This is a genomic window from Allorhizobium sp. Av2, assembly GCF_021462805.2.
GTDB lineage: Bacteria > Pseudomonadota > Alphaproteobacteria > Rhizobiales > Rhizobiaceae > Allorhizobium > Allorhizobium vitis_G.
The window spans coordinates 216,652-234,746 of sequence record NZ_CP192698.1; the positions used below are offsets into that span (position 1 = coordinate 216,652).

The 18,095-nt window shown below is 55.9% G+C and carries 18 protein-coding genes; 14 read left to right on the top strand and 4 right to left on the bottom strand.

All coding sequences use genetic code 11. From position 1 onward, the window contains the following. Positions 1 to 102: 102 nt before the first annotated feature. Complete coding sequence (locus FS819_RS24680) at positions 103 to 777, bottom strand: 4-carboxy-4-hydroxy-2-oxoadipate aldolase/oxaloacetate decarboxylase (protein WP_156550149.1); 675 nt, start codon at positions 775 to 777, stop codon at positions 103 to 105. A gap of 154 nt (positions 778 to 931) precedes the next feature. Between FS819_RS24680 and FS819_RS24685 the strand changes: the two genes are divergently transcribed. The 9 genes from FS819_RS24685 (at position 932) to FS819_RS24725 (ending at position 9,847) form a co-directional block, all read left to right on the top strand. Further along, positions 932 to 1,852, top strand: a complete 921-nt coding sequence (locus tag FS819_RS24685; RefSeq protein WP_272492753.1) for a LysR substrate-binding domain-containing protein — start codon at positions 932 to 934, stop codon at positions 1,850 to 1,852. A gap of 175 nt (positions 1,853 to 2,027) precedes the next feature. Then, positions 2,028 to 2,447 (top strand): acetyl-CoA carboxylase biotin carboxyl carrier protein, encoded by a 420-nt coding sequence (locus FS819_RS24690; protein ID WP_156550150.1) that lies wholly within the window; start codon positions 2,028 to 2,030, stop codon positions 2,445 to 2,447. Then, positions 2,444 to 3,817, top strand: a complete 1,374-nt coding sequence (accC, locus tag FS819_RS24695) for an acetyl-CoA carboxylase biotin carboxylase subunit (RefSeq protein WP_156550151.1) — start codon at positions 2,444 to 2,446, stop codon at positions 3,815 to 3,817. Before FS819_RS24690 ends, accC begins: the two co-directional genes overlap by 4 nt. Next, on the top strand, positions 3,814 to 4,254 hold the full coding sequence (locus tag FS819_RS24700; RefSeq protein ID WP_156550152.1) for an acetyl-CoA carboxylase biotin carboxyl carrier protein: 441 nt from the start codon (positions 3,814 to 3,816) through the stop codon (positions 4,252 to 4,254). Before accC ends, FS819_RS24700 begins: the two co-directional genes overlap by 4 nt. Positions 4,255 to 4,262: 8 nt before the next feature. Then, positions 4,263 to 4,964, top strand: a complete 702-nt coding sequence (gene pxpB, locus FS819_RS24705; protein ID WP_197434162.1) for a 5-oxoprolinase subunit PxpB — start codon at positions 4,263 to 4,265, stop codon at positions 4,962 to 4,964. Then, a complete protein-coding gene (locus FS819_RS24710; RefSeq protein WP_156550154.1) occupies positions 4,961 to 5,959 on the top strand; it encodes a 5-oxoprolinase subunit C family protein in 999 nt (332 codons plus the stop codon). The genes pxpB and FS819_RS24710 overlap by 4 nt, the downstream gene beginning before the upstream one ends. 14 nt (positions 5,960 to 5,973) lie before the next feature. Beyond that, positions 5,974 to 6,741, top strand: a complete 768-nt coding sequence (locus FS819_RS24715; protein WP_156550155.1) for a 5-oxoprolinase subunit PxpA — start codon at positions 5,974 to 5,976, stop codon at positions 6,739 to 6,741. A 48-nt stretch (positions 6,742 to 6,789) separates the two neighbouring features. Beyond that, positions 6,790 to 7,992, top strand: coding sequence for a pyridoxal phosphate-dependent aminotransferase (locus tag FS819_RS24720; protein WP_156550156.1), 1,203 nt, complete (start codon positions 6,790 to 6,792; stop codon positions 7,990 to 7,992). 571 nt (positions 7,993 to 8,563) lie between these two features. Next, positions 8,564 to 9,847, top strand: a complete 1,284-nt coding sequence (locus FS819_RS24725; protein WP_197434158.1) for a DUF1254 domain-containing protein — start codon at positions 8,564 to 8,566, stop codon at positions 9,845 to 9,847. Between the two features lie 56 nt (positions 9,848 to 9,903). Here the strand turns inward: FS819_RS24725 and nac are convergent, their stop codons facing one another. Further along, positions 9,904 to 10,809: a nitrogen assimilation transcriptional regulator NAC gene (gene nac / locus FS819_RS24730; protein ID WP_156550158.1), complete on the bottom strand. Its 906-nt coding sequence runs from the start codon at positions 10,807 to 10,809 to the stop codon at positions 9,904 to 9,906. Positions 10,810 to 11,048: 239 nt separating this feature from the next. On the opposite strand from nac, the gene FS819_RS24735 reads away from it, so the two are divergent. From FS819_RS24735 to FS819_RS24755, 5 genes are all read left to right on the top strand, one after another. Next, a complete protein-coding gene (locus FS819_RS24735; RefSeq protein WP_156550159.1) occupies positions 11,049 to 11,801 on the top strand; it encodes an SDR family oxidoreductase in 753 nt (250 codons plus the stop codon). After that, the gene (locus FS819_RS24740; RefSeq protein WP_156550160.1) at positions 11,798 to 12,505 is read left to right on the top strand and encodes an amino acid ABC transporter permease; all 708 of its coding nucleotides are present in this window, start codon (positions 11,798 to 11,800) and stop codon (positions 12,503 to 12,505) included. Before FS819_RS24735 ends, FS819_RS24740 begins: the two co-directional genes overlap by 4 nt. Further along, complete coding sequence (locus FS819_RS24745; RefSeq protein ID WP_156550161.1) at positions 12,502 to 13,254, top strand: amino acid ABC transporter permease; 753 nt, start codon at positions 12,502 to 12,504, stop codon at positions 13,252 to 13,254. Before FS819_RS24740 ends, FS819_RS24745 begins: the two co-directional genes overlap by 4 nt. A gap of 5 nt (positions 13,255 to 13,259) precedes the next feature. Next, positions 13,260 to 14,027, top strand: a complete 768-nt coding sequence (locus FS819_RS24750) for an amino acid ABC transporter ATP-binding protein (RefSeq protein ID WP_156550162.1) — start codon at positions 13,260 to 13,262, stop codon at positions 14,025 to 14,027. 64 nt (positions 14,028 to 14,091) lie between these two features. Next, complete coding sequence (locus tag FS819_RS24755; RefSeq protein WP_156550163.1) at positions 14,092 to 14,931, top strand: ABC transporter substrate-binding protein; 840 nt, start codon at positions 14,092 to 14,094, stop codon at positions 14,929 to 14,931. Positions 14,932 to 15,164: 233 nt separating this feature from the next. Here FS819_RS24755 and FS819_RS24760 read toward each other — a convergent pair whose 3' ends face one another. Continuing rightward, positions 15,165 to 16,778 (bottom strand): HAL/PAL/TAL family ammonia-lyase, encoded by a 1,614-nt coding sequence (locus FS819_RS24760; protein WP_156550164.1) that lies wholly within the window; start codon positions 16,776 to 16,778, stop codon positions 15,165 to 15,167. A gap of 54 nt (positions 16,779 to 16,832) precedes the next feature. Next, positions 16,833 to 18,092 carry a Zn-dependent hydrolase gene (locus tag FS819_RS24765; protein ID WP_156550165.1) on the bottom strand — a complete coding sequence of 420 codons (1,260 nt, stop codon included), beginning with the start codon at positions 18,090 to 18,092 and terminating at the stop codon, positions 16,833 to 16,835. Positions 18,093 to 18,095: the final 3 nt, after the last annotated feature.

An 18,095-nucleotide genomic window follows, 5' to 3' on the forward strand; every position in this document is an offset into this window, starting at 1 on the left:
TATGCCATGACCATCGTCAGACGGATCGCACGCCAATGATGATTTCTCGGGCAGACTCTTAGATTTTAAGGGGAATTTCAAATCCATGTCCGGAGCACCCGCTCACGCTTCGACCGAAAATCCTTTAGCCCTCAGCACGGGCTCAAGATTACTGACTTCAATGACCGACTTCCCCGCCTTATAAGCGGCAATATAGCCAGCTTCAGCATCTTCCCGGGCTTGGGCAAGTGCGGCAACATCCATCGCCTCCTGTCGGCGGACCACCACCAGACCGTCGGCATCACCGACGATAATGTCGCCCGGAAAAACAAGCTCACCGCCAATGACAATCGGGTCGTTCACTGCGGTCAAGGTTTCCTTCACTGTTCCCTTGATGCAAACACTGAGCGAGAATACTGGGAAACCAAGATCTCGAAGCTGCAAGGTATCGCGCACGCCCGTGTCGGTCACCAGGCCACCAATGCCTTTGGCGAGGCAGGCATTGGCCAGAACATCCCCGAATGACCCCGCCTCCTCGTATTCGCCCCCGGATACCACGATGATGTCGCCCGGTTGCGCATAATTGATCGCCAGTTGCAGCATGATGTTGTCGCGTGGAGCAGACTTGACCGTGAAAGCAGGCCCGCAAAGCTTCATGCGGTAATCAACTGGCTTGATGCGGGAGGAAAGCGCACCGCGACGGCCTTGCGCCTCATGGAGGGTCGCAGGCGAAAATTTCGCAATCGCATCAATCTCTTCCTGGCTTGGACGCTCGGGAATTTTCTTAATGTGGATCATGGCAACCTCAAAACACCTTTGTTCGACAGGGCGAAACGGCGCAGGTTAACCCCAGCCCTTTCGCGATCTCCTCCGTTTTAAGAGGCTTGCGCTATGCCAACAAATATATATTGACGATATTTGATATATGAATTCTGTATATCAGGAGGCCGGCTTGGCATTGGATGTGACAAAAATGCGCTATTTTACGCGCATTGCGGAGTTGGGTTCCTTTACCCGTGCCGCCAGTGAACTGGGCGTAGCCCAACCAGCGCTGAGCCTGCATGTGCGCGCGTTGGAAGAGCAACTGGGGCTGCAATTGCTCAACCGCACCTCGCGTGGCGTTGTGGTAACGGAGGCAGGCCAAACGCTGCTGGTCCATGCTCAGGCAATCCTTCGGGCGATAGAGCAGGCCGAAGCCGCAACGCGGGAGCAGGCGAAATATCCAAGTGGTGATGTCTCGCTTGGTATTCTGAGCTCGCTGTCTCCCATTCTCTCCATTCCGGTTCTGGAAGCATGTGACCGCCGTTTTCCAAAAATCCGCCTGACGATCAGCGAGGGCGATAGCCAGACCCTGCGCACAGCGACCGATACCCATGCGCATGATCTGGCCGTGAACCTTCTGGATGTGGCCAAACCGACCGCAGTGCCTTTGTTTGATGAGCGGCTCTATGCCGTCGGGCCTCTGAATGCCTTTACCCAAAGGCAGAATGATTTGCCGCTCCGCGACGCTTTGAGCCTTCCGCTGATCATGCCCTCGCAGCGTCATGGGATTCGCATTCTTTTGGAAAAGCAGGCCCTTATTCTTGGTCAGAAAATCAATATTGTTCGGGTGATCGAGGGAGTGGCCAGCACCAAAGCGGCGATCCGTGCCGGGTTGGGATTGACCATTCTGGGTCGGGGAGCCGTCTACGCCGATCATCAGGCAAGACAACTCTCGGTCATTCCACTGAGGGCACCGGAGCTGTTTCGACGCCTTGTGCTGGATATGCCGGTCAATCACCCCCCGACCAAGGCGGTTCTTGAGGTGAGACATATCCTGATGGAGGTCATCAAGCGTCTTGGTGGAGAGGGCCATTGGAGCTGTCTCGCCTGAGAACTGCGCCCCGCTTTTCCATGGTGGGCGCGCACCATTCAAACTTTGTTTGCCCCCATCACAGGAAGGGTCGTGCTAGCTGTTTTTGAACGTCTTTAAGGATCAACCCTGCTGAAACGCAATTGCTCTGGCCTCTGAAGACGGCATGATGACACTATCACAGCCGGTGGTTTGAATGGATCTCGATAAGATCAAGACGCTCATAGACTTTGTTGGACAATCGCGCATTTCGCAGTTGAGCGTCACCGAAAACGGCACGACAGTTCGGATTTCCCATTACGCACAGGCCCAGGATGCCGCCGCAATCGGCCAAAAAGACAGCGTGGGGGAGACACCAAATCCATCAGCCAGTGGCAGTGCCGATACCGTGTCTTCGCCCGTGTTTGGCATCTTTCACCGCGCTCCCAATCCCGGAGCGAACCCCTTTGTTTCGGTTGGCGATCAGGTGGAGGTGGGCCAGAGCCTGTTCATCATTGAAGCGATGAAAGTGTTTAACACCATCACAGCAGAGCGTGCAGGCAAGGTTGTTCGCATCCTTGCTGGGGACGGCCAAGAGGTGGATGCCGGGCAGCCCGTGCTGGAGATTGCCGGATGACATCGGACACGAAGCGCCCCTTCGATACGGTTCTGATTGCCAATCGCGGCGAGATTGCCTTGCGCATCCAGCGGGCCTGCCGGGAGCTTGGCCTGCGCACCGTGATGATCTGCTCTGAGGCCGACCGGGATGCGCCCTATGGTGCAACGGGGGATGAATTCATCTGTATTGGGCCTTCTGCGCCGGGGCGCAGCTATCTCAATCAATCCGCAATTCTTCTGGCCATGCGGGCATCTGGTGCGGGTGCGGTGCATCCGGGCTACGGTTTTTTGTCAGAAAACGCTGATTTTGCCGAGGCTGTTGAGCAAGCTGGCCTGACCTTCATTGGCCCATCAGCCTCTGCCATTCGCATTATGGGCGATAAGATTGCTGCCAAACGGGCAATGATCGAAGCAGGCGTGCCTTGCGTGCCGGGACCCGACACGGCCCTTGGCGAAGACATGGCTGACATTGCCGAGATCGCCGCCAAGATTGGCTATCCAGTGATTATCAAGGCCGCAGGCGGCGGCGGTGGACGCGGCATGCGCATTGTGCGCGATGCGGCAGCCCTCGCGGATGCCGTTTCCGTCACCCGTGAGGAAGCGCGGCGGGCTTTTGGCAATCCTGAGCTTTACATGGAAAAGTTTCTTGAAAAGCCACGCCATGTGGAAATTCAGGTGTTGTGCGACAACTTCGGCAATGCCGTCTGGCTTGGCCACCGCGATTGCTCCATGCAACGCCGCCACCAGAAAGTGTTGGAAGAAGCGCCTTCACCGGGCATTCCCGCCGATGTTGCTGCCGCTGTGGGTGCGCGTTGCGTGGCGGCCTGCCAGCGGATTGGCTATCGCGGCGTCGGCACGTTTGAGTTTCTCTATGAGAATGGCGAATTCTATTTCATTGAAATGAACACCCGCCTTCAGGTGGAGCATCCCGTGACCGAGATGACCAGCGGGCTGGATATTGTTTGTGAGCAATTGCGCGTGGCATTGGGCCTGCCGCTGCTGCTGACCCAAGCGGATATTCAAACCAACGGCCATTCGTTTGAATGCCGGATTAATGCCGAAGACCCTTACACCTTTGCGGGATCACCGGGCAAGATCACCGCTTTGCAGCTTCCCTCTGGCGACGGTGTACGGGTCGATACCCATGTGGTGGAAGGCTATAGCGTGCCTGCCCATTATGACTCGCTGATCGCCAAGCTGATTGTGCATGCGCCAACCCGCGAAGAGGCGATTGAGCGCATGCGCACGGCACTGGACACGCTGAAGATTGATGGAATCACCACCAATATCGCCCTGCATAAGGCGATTTTTGAAGATGCGGGCTTTTGCGCCGGTGGTGCCGATATCCACCATCTTGAGACATGGTTGAGCAAGCGGAGCGCAGCATGACACCACGCACTCGTTCCAAATCCCGTTCCTCCGTGGATTTCACCAGCCCGGATGTGATCGCAACGCTCACAACATGGCTGGAGCAAGCTGGTGTCAGCGCCATCGCCATTGAGCGCGATGATCAGCAGATCAAAATTGTGATGGCGGGCGGTTCCGCCCAAGTCTCAAGCCAAAAGCGGGACAATCCGACAGCGGCGGCGGTTGCGGTTAAGTCCCCCAGTGTTGGGCATTTTCTGACCCGCCATCCGGCCCGCGCCGATGAAGCGTCAAACGAAGGGTCTGTGGTCAAAGCAGGCGATACGGTCGGCTTTGTCAAAATTGGCCCCGTACTACTGAATGTTACCGCACCGCAGGACGGCATTCTCGGCCAAGCCTTGGTCAAAAGCGGTACCCTCGTTGGCTATGGCGACCCTCTGTTTTTGGTCGAGCAACACTGATGGCGACAATGTATATGAAAACCCTGAAACATTCCGCCGTGATTGCTTCCTCCACAGCGAATATGCCGAAAGTCTCTAGCATCGGCACCAAAGCCTTTGTGGTGGATGCGCCCGGCGCGTTTGATCTGGCGTCTCAGCGGCGTATCTGGGCCTTATCCGCCATGGTTCAGGATTGGCCAGACGTTCAGGAAACCGTGCCGGGTATGACCAATCTGCTGCTGGTGCTGCATCACACGCCTGAAGATCACGAGGCCATCAAACATCGTCTGCTTGAAGCATGGAATACGGCACAAGGCATGGATTTAACCGGAAAAACCGTTGAAATCCCCGTGACCTATGGGGGCGAACATGCCACTGATCTTCCCGCTCTGTGTGATCTTTCCGGCCTGTCGGATCGCGATATTGTAAAGATCCATGCGGCCGGCACCTACACCGTGTTTGCGCTGGGGTCTGCACCGGGCTTTGGCTACCTGCATGGACTTGACCCCCGTATTCACATGCCGCGCAAAACCGTGCCATCGCTGAACATGGCGCGTGGATGCCTGACCATCGGTGGCATGCAGACCGGGGTTGCCGTGTTGACCGGGCCGAATGGCTGGAACTCCATCGGCTTTGCCGAAATGCCGATGTTTGATCCCATGGCGGCATCTCCCGCCTTGCTGGCCCCCGGCGATACGGTGCGCTTTATTGCCGAGAGGATCGAGCTATGATCGAGGTTCTCGCCACCGGCCCCCTCAACACGGTGCAGGATCTTGGCCGTTTTGGGTTTCGCAACATTGGCGTCACCACCTGCGGCGCGATGGACCCGGTTGCGCTGAAAGTTGGCAATCTGATGCTGGGCAATGATGAGAGTGCCGCAGGCCTTGAAATCCAGACATTTCCCTTTCGGCTGCGGTTTGAGAGAGACGGTTTTGTCGCCATCACCGGGGCCGATTGCGCAGCCACACTGGATGGCAAAGCCATGCCGCCATGGTGGGCGCTTCCAGTTTTGGCAGGTCAAGAGCTTGAGCTGAAAACACCCACCAAAGCAGCACGCGCCTATCTATGCTTTTCCGGCGGCATTGATGTGCCGCTGGTGATGGGGTCTCGCAGCACCTCGCTGCGTGGTGCTTTTGGCGGTTATCAGGGGCGTTTTTTGGCGGTTGGTGATCGTCTCGCTTTAGTTGAGGCACAGGCTTCGTTTATTCCATCATCCGGTTTTGGGGTGATGCCGCCAGAGGTGGCGTTGCAAGATCATTTTCCAGCGGTTGAGAATGGCATTTTGCCCATCCGTGCCCTGCCAGCAGGTGAGCATGATTGGTTTGGCGAAGAATCGATGCAGTTCTGGGCGCAGGATTGGAAAATCTCCTCCCAGAGCGACCGCACCGGCTATCGTCTGTCTGGCACTCCGGTGAAGCTCAAGGAACATGTTGAAATGCGCTCCCATGGCGTGGTCACAGGCGTGGTGCAGGTGCCGCCCGCTGGCGAGCCGATCATTCAGATGAGTGATGCCAATACCGCAGGCGGTTATCCCAAGATGGCGGGCGTGATTGACATTGATCTCTGGCGTTTGGGCCAAGCCCGCATTGGCAGCCGTATCCGCTTTGTTCAATCTACTTTGTCGGAAGCGAAAGCCGCAGAACAGGCAATGGCAGCCTATCTGGCCGATATCCGACACACCGTGCCGCTGTTGACCGACGCCCTCGCCACCATGACCAAGCGCTAGATTTGGGGACAGATATGAAAATTGATCTCAATTCCGATATGGGCGAAGGCTTTGGTCCTTACCGCCTGTGTGACGATGAAGCGTTGATGGATGTTGTGTCCTCGGCCAATATCGCTTGTGGTTTTCATGCAGGAGACCCCGAGATGATGCTGCGCATGGTGCGGCTGGCCAAGGCTCGTGGCGTTGGCATTGGCGCACATCCCGGCTTTCCTGACCGGGTTGGTTTTGGCCGCCGCGACATGCCGGTGTCAGCAGAAGAACTTCGGGCACAGGTGCTTTATCAATTGGGTGCCTTGAGCGCGATTGCCGCCAGCGAAGGGCTTACCGTTGATCACATCAGCTTCCATGCTGCCATGGGCAATCGGGTTAATCACGACCCGGCCCTGTGCGATCTGGTGCTGACAGCGGTGAAAACCGTGGCCCCTGAGATGATTGTGTTTTGCATGTCCGGCTCGGAGATTGAGCGCTCGGCGCTGCGTTGCGGATTGAAGACGCTGACGCTGTTTCTGTCCGACCGCGCCTATGATGCCAAGGGTGCGCTTGTGCCGCGCGGAGTGGCCAACTCGGTCATCAAGGAAGAAATGGCGGTGCGTGCCCGCGTCAAACAATTCCTTGAAACAGCAACCGTCACCACCATCGACGGCCAAGCCATTGCCATGCCCGCCCGCTCCATTCTTGTTCACAGCGATACGCCGGGTTCTCTGGAACTCGCCAAGATTGTGCGCAGCGAAATTGAAGCCATGGGTGCCACCCTCGCGCCTGCCCGCGACGTGATTGCCTGACATCCAACGATTTTGAAACCTTCATCACAACCCTCGAAAGTCTAGACCATGCCCATGATTGCCGACCGTCTCAAGAATGTCGCGGTTTCCGCTTCCGCAGCCATGACGCAGCGTGCCCGCGAACTTGCAGCAAAAGGCATTGACGTTGTGTCCCTGTCATCCGGCGAGCCGGATTTTGCCACTCCCGCTCACGCCATTGAAGCTGCGCATGCGGCAGCGCTGGCTGGTGACACCAAATATCCGCCGCTGGATGGCACTGCTGCCTTGCGGGCTGCGATTTCCCGCAAATTCAAGCGCGAAAACGGCTTGGACTATGACCCAAGCCAGATTGTTGTCGCAGGCGGTGGCAAGCAGGTGATTTTCAATGCGGTGATGGCCACCTGCAATCCCGGCGATGAGGTGGTGATCCCCACCCCATCGTGGATCAGCTATGCCGATATCGTCCGCTTTGCAGGCGGCGTGCCTGTTCCGGTGGAATGCCCGCAGCAGAATGGTTTCAAGCTGCGCGCCGAAGACCTTGAGGCGGCGATTACGCCGAAAACCAAATGGCTGTTTTTGAACTTCCCCAACAATCCCACAGGTGCCGCCTGCTCGCGCAAGGATATGGCTGAGATTGCCGAAGTCATGCTGCGTCATCCCGATGTCTGGATCATGACCGACGATATTTACGAACACCTGATCTACGACGGCTTTGAATTCTGCACCATCGCCGAAGTTGAACCCCGCCTATATGACCGCGTGCTGACGGTGAACGGTGCCTCAAAGGCCTATGCCATGACCGGCTGGCGTCTTGGCTATTGCGGTGGCCCGAAGGATCTGATCAAGGCGATCAGCAACGTCAACGGCCAGAACGCGGGCGGCACATCCACCATCACCCAGGCTGCGGCGATGGCTGTTCTGGATGGTCCGCAGGATTTGCTGAAAGAACGCGCCAATATCTACAAGGGCCGTCGTGACTATGTTCTGTCGCGCCTCGCCGAGATTGATGGCTTGCGGGCCCATACGCCTGAAGGTGCGTTTTACATCTTCCCCAGCATTGCGGGCCTGATTGGTAAAACCACCAAGGGTGGTCGAAAGATTGAAAACGACACAGATTTCGTCTCGGCCCTGATAGATGAGCAGCACGTTGCCACGGTTCAAGGTGCTGCCTATGGCATGAGCCCCTTCTTCCGCATTTCCTATGCCACCAGCATGGAACGCCTCACAGCGGGTTGTGACCGGATTGCGCAATTCTGCAAGGATATGAAGTAATCGGGATAGCGGCACATAAAAGGATATCAAGAAATCTCCTCTACAGCATCGGACCGAAAAGTGAGAACCGGTTTTCGGATAAATCCGATGCACAAACAAAAACTTAGAGCATTGTTCTGATTCCGTTTTTCTGTACGATGCTCTAACAGCGCCATCATCAAGAGAGATGAAGAGAGCCTTTTCGTGGAAGCCGGAAACGCTCTCTTGTTCTTCGTATCAATCGATTGATGGCCGTCACCGTGTGAACAAACGACGTTACCCGAGGCGTCGTTGCTTTACCCCCAATTACACCCAGTATTTTTCCCGTTTAAAGTGTGCAATCTTATCTTAAATCAACCTAAACGGAAATACGCCAATGGCACTGAATCATCATCTGGACCTGCTAAAACCTCATCTTGATGGCTCCATCGCTAATGTTCAATCCGTTGAGGCAACCAATCGGCCCGCCGATCAGCCATGGCACGAGGATTACGCCTATGGCCTTGGCATTCAGGCCTATATCTGGGGCTTTCCCTGGATTTATCTGACGCAACTGTGCTGGCTATGGACCAGTGAGGGTGGCCAGAAACTGATGGAAGCCTCCGGCAAAAAGGCTCCCTGGGCTCCAATCAACCAGATTTTCAACGCTCCGAATTTGACCACGCCCGCGACATCTGATGGCGGCAGCCCGAATTGCGACACGCTTTATTCCACGGCATGGCTTGATTTCTCGCACGGCCCTTTGGTGCTCACCGTGCCAACTGTGACAGATCGATTTTATTCCATCGAATTGGCCAGTATCAGTTCTGACAATTTCGCCTATGTCGGGTTGGTGGCAACGGGCAAATATGGCGGCAACTATCTTATCGCGCCGAGTGACTGGTCCGGCACTGTGCCGGATGACGTATTGGACGTATTGGCACGTTGCCAAACGCCTATCGCCTTCATGCTCGGCAGAACAGGCGTTAACAACAGCACAACGGAAGATCTCGACGCCGCTCACGCCGTGCAAGGTCAATACCGCCTCACGCCTCTCTCTCATTGGCAAAATCCGGATGCCCCGGCTGTCACGCCGCATGCGCAGGTTCCCATCGGGTTCGACTTCAACAATCCTGACGGCGCCTGGGAAACCATGAATCGGGCGATGACGGCCAATCCACCCGGAATTTATCCCGCGCCAGAACAACAGGCCCTGATCAATCTGTTTGCCACCATCGGCATAGGACCAAACCAGCATTTAGGTGCGCAATCAAACGCCACCCTGAAAGGGTTACGGCGCGCCGCCGAAGACGGTCTCAGCCTGCTCAAGCAAATGTCTCAAGGACGTGGCAAAGAGATAAACCAGTGGAATTATCCGCCACTTGATCTTGGTCGTGCCGGAGACAAGGCCGATTACATCACCCGCTCAGCGCTTCAAGCGCTGTCGGGCATTGTAGCGAATGACGCCACCCAAGCCGTCTACATTAACACATGGAATGACGAGACGGGAGAGCAACTCTCAGCGCAGTCCCAATACAAGTTGACGTTCGACACCCATGGTGATGGCTTTCCACCCATTGTGTCAGGCTTTAACGGTTTCTGGTCGGTCACCCTCTACGATAACACGTATAATCTTGTGCCTGGTTCGATAGCCTATACGGTCAACAGCACCGATCCAAAATATCAATCTCGCGATGCAAATGGAAATCTCACCATCCTGTTGCAAAACGAGCAACCGGAAAATCTTGGCGACGGTGTTTACTGGCTACAAACACCGAGCGACACTGGTTCTGGAGAAACAGCAACATTCTTCCTCATCCTGCGTGTCTACGTTCCCGCCCCAGAGGTCAGTGGCTCACAGCTTTGGGCACCGCCGAAGATCTATAAGATTGGGTGACGCATAAAGACAAAACACCACAGCAGCAATGGTATCGTTGCTGCTGTGGACGTCTCTTAAACCTTCAACTGCCGCGTCAATCGCAGCAAAATATCCCGCACGGCCAAGGCTGAATCTGACAATTGCGCGTGTTCCGACACGCAGAGAGACAGCGTTTCTTCAATCTGCGGCGAGAGGGTGCGGCAGATGATTTGGCTGCTGGCCTCTGCGGTGATGCGATCGGCAACCGCCTTGGGCATGATGGTTGCGCCAACCCCGCCACTCACGGCGCGTGTCAGGGTGCGAATAACCTCCACTTCACCAATCACGTTCAGCTTGGTACGGCTACGGGCAAAGGCCATGTCCACCGCTCGACGTACGAAATTATAGGGCGGCGGCAGCAGGAACGGCACCTCTTCCAGATTGGCAACCGAGAGCGGTTTGTCATCCACCTCTATGCCAAAATCCTCATGGGCCACCAGAAAGAAATCTTCGCGCAACAGCGGATCGAAGTGAACGCCCTTCATTGGCCCGGTGCCATGGATAAGGGCAATTTCCAGCTTGTTGTTCATCAACATCTGGCTATAGGCCTGCCCCACACTTTCCGTCAAATGCAGCACAACGCCCGGATAGAGCCTGCGTGTTTCCGCCAGCAGTTCAAACGACAGCGTTGCCGCACTGCTGAACGGTGCCAGCCCCACCGAGACGCGCCCGGCCAGATGCTTGCCTGCCGCCAGCACATCGGCATGGGCCTGATCCATCTGCCGCAGAATCATCTGCGCGTGGCGATAAACTTGCGCCCCCGCATCGGTCATCACCACGCCTTGCTGGCTGCGCAGCAAAAGCTTTGTGCCAAAATGCTCTTCCAGCGAGGCAAGCTGCTGGCTCAAGGCGGGCTGGGCGATATGCAAAATATCGGCAGCGCGGGTGATGCTGCCTGTATCAACAATCACGATGAATGACTTGAAGCGCCTGATATCCATGGGGGTAGTAAACTCGAATTCTATGGGGTCAAGCCTTCACACTATGCAGCAGCCGTCACGCCGTAAATGGATAAAACAAGGTTCTGAGCTGACATAGGCGGGTTGTCCGATCATGACGACCAGTTTTTGGGCAATTGCCACCAAGCTCATAAGATAGGCTTATCACTCCACATATAATCGGCATTATCGCTCAGACTAAAGCTTCGCTAGTCTTTCCCAAGAACAAAAGAGGACGTCAGATGCCATTTTCGGATTACAAAACTGCGCTTGTCACTGGCGCATCCTCCGGGATCGGAGCCGCTATTGTGGAGCGGCTGTGCGCTGAGAATGTTGAAGTGCATGCTGTTGCCAGAAGTGGTGATCTTCTCAAGCAGCTTTCCGAGAAAACCGGCTGCATTGCCCATGTGATTGACGTCACGGACCGCGCCGCCCTGGCGGACCTCACATCCAAAATTCCATTTGATATTCTCGTCAACAATGCCGGTGTTGACCGTCCAAAGAAATTTCTCGAAGCCGAAGACGGCGATATTGACCTGCTGGTGGATGTGAACCTGCGGGCTGTTTTGCATCTGTGCCGCATGGTTGTGCCGGGCATGGTGGCGCGCGATCGTGGTCACGTTATCAACATCTCATCCATTGCCGCACAGTATAATTTCGGTGGAAACTCCTCCTATCACGCAACTAAAGCAGGTGTCAGCATGCTGTCCAACCAGTTGCGCATTGATGTCTTTGGCAAGCGGGTGCGTGTCACGGAAATCTGCCCCGGCCGCGTTGCAACCGATATTTTCACCCATGTCCACGGTGATGATCCTTCAGTGCGCGAGCGCTTTATTGATGGCTTTGAATTGCCGCAAGCGTCCGACATTGCCGATGCCATTGCCTTTGCCATTGCCGCACCCATTGCCGTTAACATCGGCCATATGGAAATCACCCCCACCCTTCAGGTGATGGGCGGATTGCAGACGGCAAAGCCGGAGGAGCGGAAGCCTTGAAGGGGTTCGATCTCTCAGCAATTCTCGGCAATCCAGACTATGTCTCCATGCTGTTGCACGGCATTGAGATGACCTTCATTATCGCCATTGGCTCATGGATGCTGGCGATGACACTTGCGGTTTTGCTGCTGGCTCTGCGGTTTTCGCCGGGTGGTATCGGCAATGGCATTGTAACGGCTTACGTCTCCTACCATCGCAATGTGCCAACACTGGTGCAGCTAGTACTGTGGTATTTCGGCATTTTCACCCTGATGCCAAGTGGCCTCAGCGCTTGGCTTGTCAATCATAACGCCGAAGCCATCTTTGCGGTTATCGGTCTTGGCCTGTGCCAGGCGGCGTACTTCAGCGAAGACCTGCGCTCCGGCCTGCGCTCGATCAGCCCCGGCCAGATGGAAGCTGCTCGTGCCTTGGGCCACGGCTACATCTCGGCCATGCGCTATGTGATGATCCCTCAAGGCGTCCGCAATGCGTTGCCGCCCCTGATCAACCATACGGTTTCGCTGTTCAAAAACAGCAGTCTTGCGATTGTTGTTGGTGCGTCAGAACTTACCCATGCGGTGAAAGAAATTGAAAACATCACCTTCAGAACCTTTGAGAGCTACCTGATTGGCACGGTGCTGTATCTGTTCTTTTCTCTGCTGATCATGGCAGGCGGTGCCTATCTGTCATGGCGCGTTGATCATGCAAGGGGTGTCCGCTCATGATCCATGACATCATCAAGATTGTGCAGGATTATTGGTTGTTGCTGTTGATCGGCCAATATCCCAATGGTCCGCTCGGTGGTCTTGCCAATACGCTTATCCTGTCAGTTTTCAGCATTGCGCTGGCCTTTCCACTCAGCATTCTTCTGGCCCTTGCGCGCATGTCCAAATGGCGCACGCTGCGCTGGCCGGTCACCTTCCTCGTGTATGTCACACGCGGTGTGCCGTTGCTGATGCTGATTTTGTGGTGCTATTTTCTGGTGCCGCTGCTCACGGGTGCCGATGTGCCAAGCTTTGTCACCATGCTCACCACGCTGGTCGTGTACCAAAGCTGCTTTCTCAGTGAAGTTGTGCGAAGCGGCATTGTTGCGCTGGGCCATGGACAGATGGAAGCCGCGAAGGCCCTTGGCCACAGCTATCCCAGCGCCATGCGCTACGTGGTTTTGCCGCAGGCGCTGTACAATGTCATCCCCAGCATCCTGTCCACCTTCGTCTCAACCATTAAGGACACGACACTCGGTTCTGTCATCAATGTGCCGGATCTGACCTTTGCCGCCAATCAGGTCAACAATGACCTGCTGACCCAGCCGTTTCAGGTCTACCTGATCCTTGCCCTGATCTATTACGTGATTTGCTGGAGCCTGACCCATGCCGCCAAACGGTTAGAGGGCAGCATATCGCGCCGCCGCGCCGGTCTGTCCGGTAAAGGTGAAGACGCCCCCAGTATCACGTCCAAACTTGTCTCGGAGTAGAAGCTATGCCCTTATCCAAGCCAGCCATTGAAAAGCAGCAAACCATCACGCTGTCCAAGGTTCGCAAGAGCTATGGCAATTACGAGGTGCTAAAAGGCATTGATGCCCATGTCAACCGGGGCGAGGTTGTGGTGATTTGCGGGCCGTCTGGATCGGGCAAATCAACGCTGATCCGCACCATAAATCGCCTTGAAGAAATCAGCAGCGGCTCGATCTCCTTCGAGGGGCAGGAAGTGCATGTGCCGATGCGCACAAAGCAGCTCAATGCTTTGCGTAGCCAGATTGGCTTTGTGTTCCAAAGCTTTAACCTGTTTCCACACCTGTCCGTTGTCGATAACGTCGCCATGTCACCCGTGCGGGTCAAAGGCGTGGCCCCGGATGTGGCCCATGATAAGGCCATTCGGTTGCTGGACCGGGTTGGCCTTGCCGACAAAGCAAATGCCTATCCGGCGCAATTGTCTGGTGGCCAGCAGCAGCGCGTGGCCATTGCCCGCGCGCTTGCCATGGAGCCGCCGGTGATGCTGTTTGATGAGCCAACCAGCGCGCTGGACCCGGAAATGGTCGGCGAAGTCTTGGCGGTGATGAAAAGCCTTGCCGCCGACGGCATGACCATGATGTGCGTGACCCATGAAATGGGCTTTGCCCGCGATGTGGCCGACCACATCTGGTTTATCGATGCCGGGCAAATTCTGGAAATGGCCCCGCCGGAAACCTTCTTCACCAATCCAACCCATCCTCGCGCCCAGCGTTTTCTCTCAGAACTGCGCCACTAAGACGTGATCTCGGAAACGGGCAAACAGGACCAAATCACCACAATAATAACCAAGGAGAACAGCAATGAACATGAAATGCATCACTCTAGGTCTGGCGCTTGTCGCCACCACCGCCATTGCAGCCCCAGCAAGCGCCGATCAGCTGGCCGATATCATGGCCGCCAAGACCCTGCGTTGCGCCACCTTCGCGGATGTTCCTCCCTTTGCCTCTCCAGACCCAAAAACCCGCGAAATGGCTGGCTTTGACGTTGATCTGTGCAACGCCATTGCAGCCAAACTGGGCGTGAAGGCCGAAATCAAGCCGGTATCAGTCGAAGCCCGCGTGCCAGAAGTCAAGCTTGGCCGCGTAGACATTACCGTTGCCAATCTCGCTTACACCCTGAGCCGCGCCGAGCAGATTCAATTCAGCGATCCTTACTACCTTGCCAAGGAAATGCTGATTGTTCCTGCTGACACTGCCGGCAAGACCAAGGCCGATTTCTCCGGCAAGCGTTTGGCCTCCACCAAGGGTTCTACATCCGAGATGTCGATCAAGCTCAACAAGTCCGACCCGTTGACGTTTCAGGATACGGCATCGGCCTATCTCGCCGTTCAGCAGGGCAAGGCTGAAGGCATGGTTGCCAACACCATGACCACCACAAAATTCGTCAACGAATCCCAGACCAAGGGCAAGAAGATGCGGATGATCGATGATCCGATGCTCTATCAGCCCATCGGTGTTGGCATGAAAAAGGACGAGCCAGCCCTGACCGCCAAGATCAACGATACGCTGCGCGCACTTGATGCGGATGGCGAAATCAACAAAATCTGGAACAAATGGCTTGGCCCGGACACCGAATATAAAATGACCCGCACCGACAAGGTTGTGAAACTGAGCGAATTGAAGTTCGATCCAATTCCATAACCAATAACCTTAAACTTGATTGGGGATATAGTTCTCATTCACCGGCATGACGAATGTCATGCCGGTGAATGATCACCGTAAAGTTAACCTGTCGGCTATCAGATGAGCAGGAGTGCTATACGGCGGAATTGCTATCAAATCCGCCGTAACTCTCTTTGGTTGATAAGGGCCGCGCATGATTTCAGACTATTGTTGTTCCAACCCCATGGAGCTCCATCCCTGGCTTTTGACTTTCAGCGAAGAGGGCCAATGGCGGTTTCGACCACATTCAAAACCTTGCGCTCGGTGACCATGGCAAAGGCTGGTTTGATCTGCTTTTGCATATAGCCATCTCCGTCCTGTAGCGGGATGACGGCGGCCAGCGCATCATAAAGTGGTTGTGTGCCACGTCCGAGCTTGAAGCTGCCCAGTGCATGGCGGGTGAGGAAAATTGCCTTGGTGGCCAACAGGCATTCAACGCCAATAATTTTCGGCAGGTTATCCAACACCTGCTGCGCCTTGCGGCACGACCATGCGGCCATGGAGACATGGTCTTCCTGACTGCTTTTGGTGGGAATGGTATCGGCGACAGATGGGAAGGCTAAGGTCTTGTTTTCTGAAGCGACAGCGGCGGCGGCTGTGGAGATAATTCCGTATCCATAGTTAAGCCCGATGGGCTTTCCAGCCAGGTTTGGCGGCAGACCATAATTCAGCGTGGTGTCACACAGGGCAAACAGGCGACGCTCGGAAATATTGCCGATTTCAATCAGTGCGATGGCGAGAAGATCCATGGCAAAGGCAATCGGCTCGCAATGGAAATTGCCGCCAGAGAGGAATTCCAAGGCACCGTTTTCATTCCAGAACACCAGTGGATTGTCGGTGGCGGCATTCAACTCACGCGTCAGCACTGTTTTGGCATGTTCAAGCTGGTCACGGCAACTGCCGTGCACTTGCGGCAAGCAGCGGAAGGAATATTGGTCCTGCACGCGCGGGTGATAGGTCGGGTGCAGGATATCATCTTCGAGATGAACGGCACGGGCTGACTCTGAGGCCCGGCGAGAACCCTCAACCATGCGGCGGATGTTTTCAGCCGTCAGTATTTGGCCCGGCTGCTTACGAACTTCGTGAATACGGGCATCAAACGCCGCCTGTTCACCACGGATGGCTTCAAGGCTGAGTGCGCCGATGGCATCTGCGGTTTTCATCAGTTCTTCGGCATCATTCAGTGTCAATGCGCCCATGCCCGCGCAAAGGCTGTTGCCGTTGATGAGCGCCAAACAATCCTTGGCCTTCAGCTCAAAAGATACCGGGCTGATGCCTGCCAGTTCAAGCGCCTTGGGGGCAGACATGCGTTCACCCTTGTAGATTGCTTCCGCATCCTCATAACCGATCAGCACAGACACCATATGGGCAAGCGGTGCCAAGTCACCGGAGGCCCCAACAGAGCCTTGGATCGGCACCACCGGATGAACGCCGCTGTTGAGCATCTGTACAAGCCGATCAACCACCTCAATGCGCAGGCCCGACACGCCAACACAAAAGGCGTTGATCCGCACGGCCATCATGGCGCGAACGATTTCCTCAGATGCCGGTTCGCCAATGCCGGAGCAATGGGACAGCACGATGTTGAGCTGAAACTGCTCATTATCGGCCTGATTGATCTTGTAATCCTTGAGTTTGCCGACGCCGGTGTTGAAGCCATAGGTGGGTGGCGCATTTTCCGTCAGCCAGTTTTCTTCGATGTAGGCGCGCTTTTTGACGATTTCGGCCCTTGCAGCGGCTCCAATCTCGACCTGTGCATTTTCTCGTGCAATCTGCACCGTTTGCTTGATGGTGAGGCTGTCGCCGTCCAGTATGATCGTTGTCATAGGTCAGTCCTTCATTTGAAAATAGGCATTGATCTGGCACCGCAGCGTCAGAGGTTAAGGCGTGTTGCTATCCAGATGGACAAGGGCGCGAACGAGCACATCGGCGGCAAGCGCGATGGCTTCGTTATCCGTCCACTCATCTGGGGTGTGGCTTTTGCCATCGCGCGACGGCACAAAGATCATTGCGGATTTGGTGATCTGGGCCATAAACGCCGCATCATGGCCTGCACCAGAGGCAAGAGACAGGGTTGGCAAATTGAGATCGCTGGCAGCGCTTTCCAAAATGCTTCTGAGCGAGGGATCGCAGGCAACGGCCCGCGTCTTGCTCAAGCGCTCAAACAGTGCAACCTGGCATTTTTCATCAGTAGCCGCCTTGCTGGCCAGCCCTTCCAGCGCCTCGATGAACCTATCCATCATGCCATCATCCTCGGCACGGATATCAACGATGGCCTCGGATGCGCCCGGCACCACATTGGCCCCGCCCGGTTCAATGGTGAGCACGCCGATGGTGGCGGTAAAATGCCCTTTGTCCTGCACGGCACAAGCTGCATCCCGAACGGAGAGCGCAAACCGCGCCATGGCCAAAGCCGCATCAGCCCGCATATCCATGGGCGAGGTCCCGGCATGGCCCGCGATGCCCTCAAAACGCACTTTGACACGCCCAATACCGGCAATGGCGGTCACAACGCCAATCGGGATGTGCTTTGCCTCCAGCACCGGCCCTTGTTCGATGTGGATTTCCAGATAGCTGGAAATGTCTTCACGGCGGGCGCTGGAAAGCTGTGAGACATTGCCGCCAATCCGGTCTATCGCCTCGCGCAATGGTTCGTCATTGGGCCCAAGCAAAGCAAGATGATGGTCGGTCAAGGCCCCCGCCATACCGCGGCTGCCGATGCAGGATAGGCCCCAATCACTTGGTTCTTCGGCAAGGAAATCGACCAGTTCAATGGGGTGTTGCGGCCTATAACCGGCAAGCCGCAGCGCCCGAATGGCTGCAAGCCCGGATAATACACCGGCCACACCATCGAACCGCCCGCCGCTGGGCACGGTGTCGCTGTGCGAGCCAGTCATCAACACGGGCGCATCAAGTTGAGCGCCCTCCCATCGTCCGATCAGATTGCCAGCGGCATCCAGACGAACACTCAGACCTTCTTCCGCAAAGCGGATTTTGAGATAAGCGCGGCCGTCAAGAAACAGGGGCGTGAAAGAGCGGCGTGTCCAAGGGCGGCCCGGCTCTGTGAGGGCTGCCAGCGCATCAAAATCAGCTTGCAGGTTTGTGCGGTCAACAGCGGGGACGGATTGCATATTGGCCATCGG

Coding starts and splice junctions, on each gene's coding strand:
- nac (WP_156550158.1), bottom strand. CDS start 10,809: ATGGATATCAGGCGCTTCAAGTCATTCATCGTGATTGTTGATACAGGC.
- FS819_RS24765 (WP_156550165.1), bottom strand. CDS start 18,092: ATGGCCAATATGCAATCCGTCCCCGCTGTTGACCGCACAAACCTGCAA.
- FS819_RS24715 (WP_156550155.1), top strand. CDS start 5,974: ATGAAAATTGATCTCAATTCCGATATGGGCGAAGGCTTTGGTCCTTAC.
- FS819_RS24720 (WP_156550156.1), top strand. CDS start 6,790: ATGCCCATGATTGCCGACCGTCTCAAGAATGTCGCGGTTTCCGCTTCC.
- FS819_RS24735 (WP_156550159.1), top strand. CDS start 11,049: ATGCCATTTTCGGATTACAAAACTGCGCTTGTCACTGGCGCATCCTCC.
- accC (WP_156550151.1), top strand. CDS start 2,444: ATGACATCGGACACGAAGCGCCCCTTCGATACGGTTCTGATTGCCAAT.
- pxpB (WP_197434162.1), top strand. CDS start 4,263: ATGTATATGAAAACCCTGAAACATTCCGCCGTGATTGCTTCCTCCACA.
- FS819_RS24745 (WP_156550161.1), top strand. CDS start 12,502: ATGATCCATGACATCATCAAGATTGTGCAGGATTATTGGTTGTTGCTG.
- FS819_RS24760 (WP_156550164.1), bottom strand. CDS start 16,778: ATGACAACGATCATACTGGACGGCGACAGCCTCACCATCAAGCAAACG.
- FS819_RS24710 (WP_156550154.1), top strand. CDS start 4,961: ATGATCGAGGTTCTCGCCACCGGCCCCCTCAACACGGTGCAGGATCTT.
- FS819_RS24700 (WP_156550152.1), top strand. CDS start 3,814: ATGACACCACGCACTCGTTCCAAATCCCGTTCCTCCGTGGATTTCACC.
- FS819_RS24680 (WP_156550149.1), bottom strand. CDS start 777: ATGATCCACATTAAGAAAATTCCCGAGCGTCCAAGCCAGGAAGAGATT.
- FS819_RS24690 (WP_156550150.1), top strand. CDS start 2,028: ATGGATCTCGATAAGATCAAGACGCTCATAGACTTTGTTGGACAATCG.
- FS819_RS24725 (WP_197434158.1), top strand. CDS start 8,564: ATGGAAGCCTCCGGCAAAAAGGCTCCCTGGGCTCCAATCAACCAGATT.
- FS819_RS24750 (WP_156550162.1), top strand. CDS start 13,260: ATGCCCTTATCCAAGCCAGCCATTGAAAAGCAGCAAACCATCACGCTG.
- FS819_RS24755 (WP_156550163.1), top strand. CDS start 14,092: ATGAACATGAAATGCATCACTCTAGGTCTGGCGCTTGTCGCCACCACC.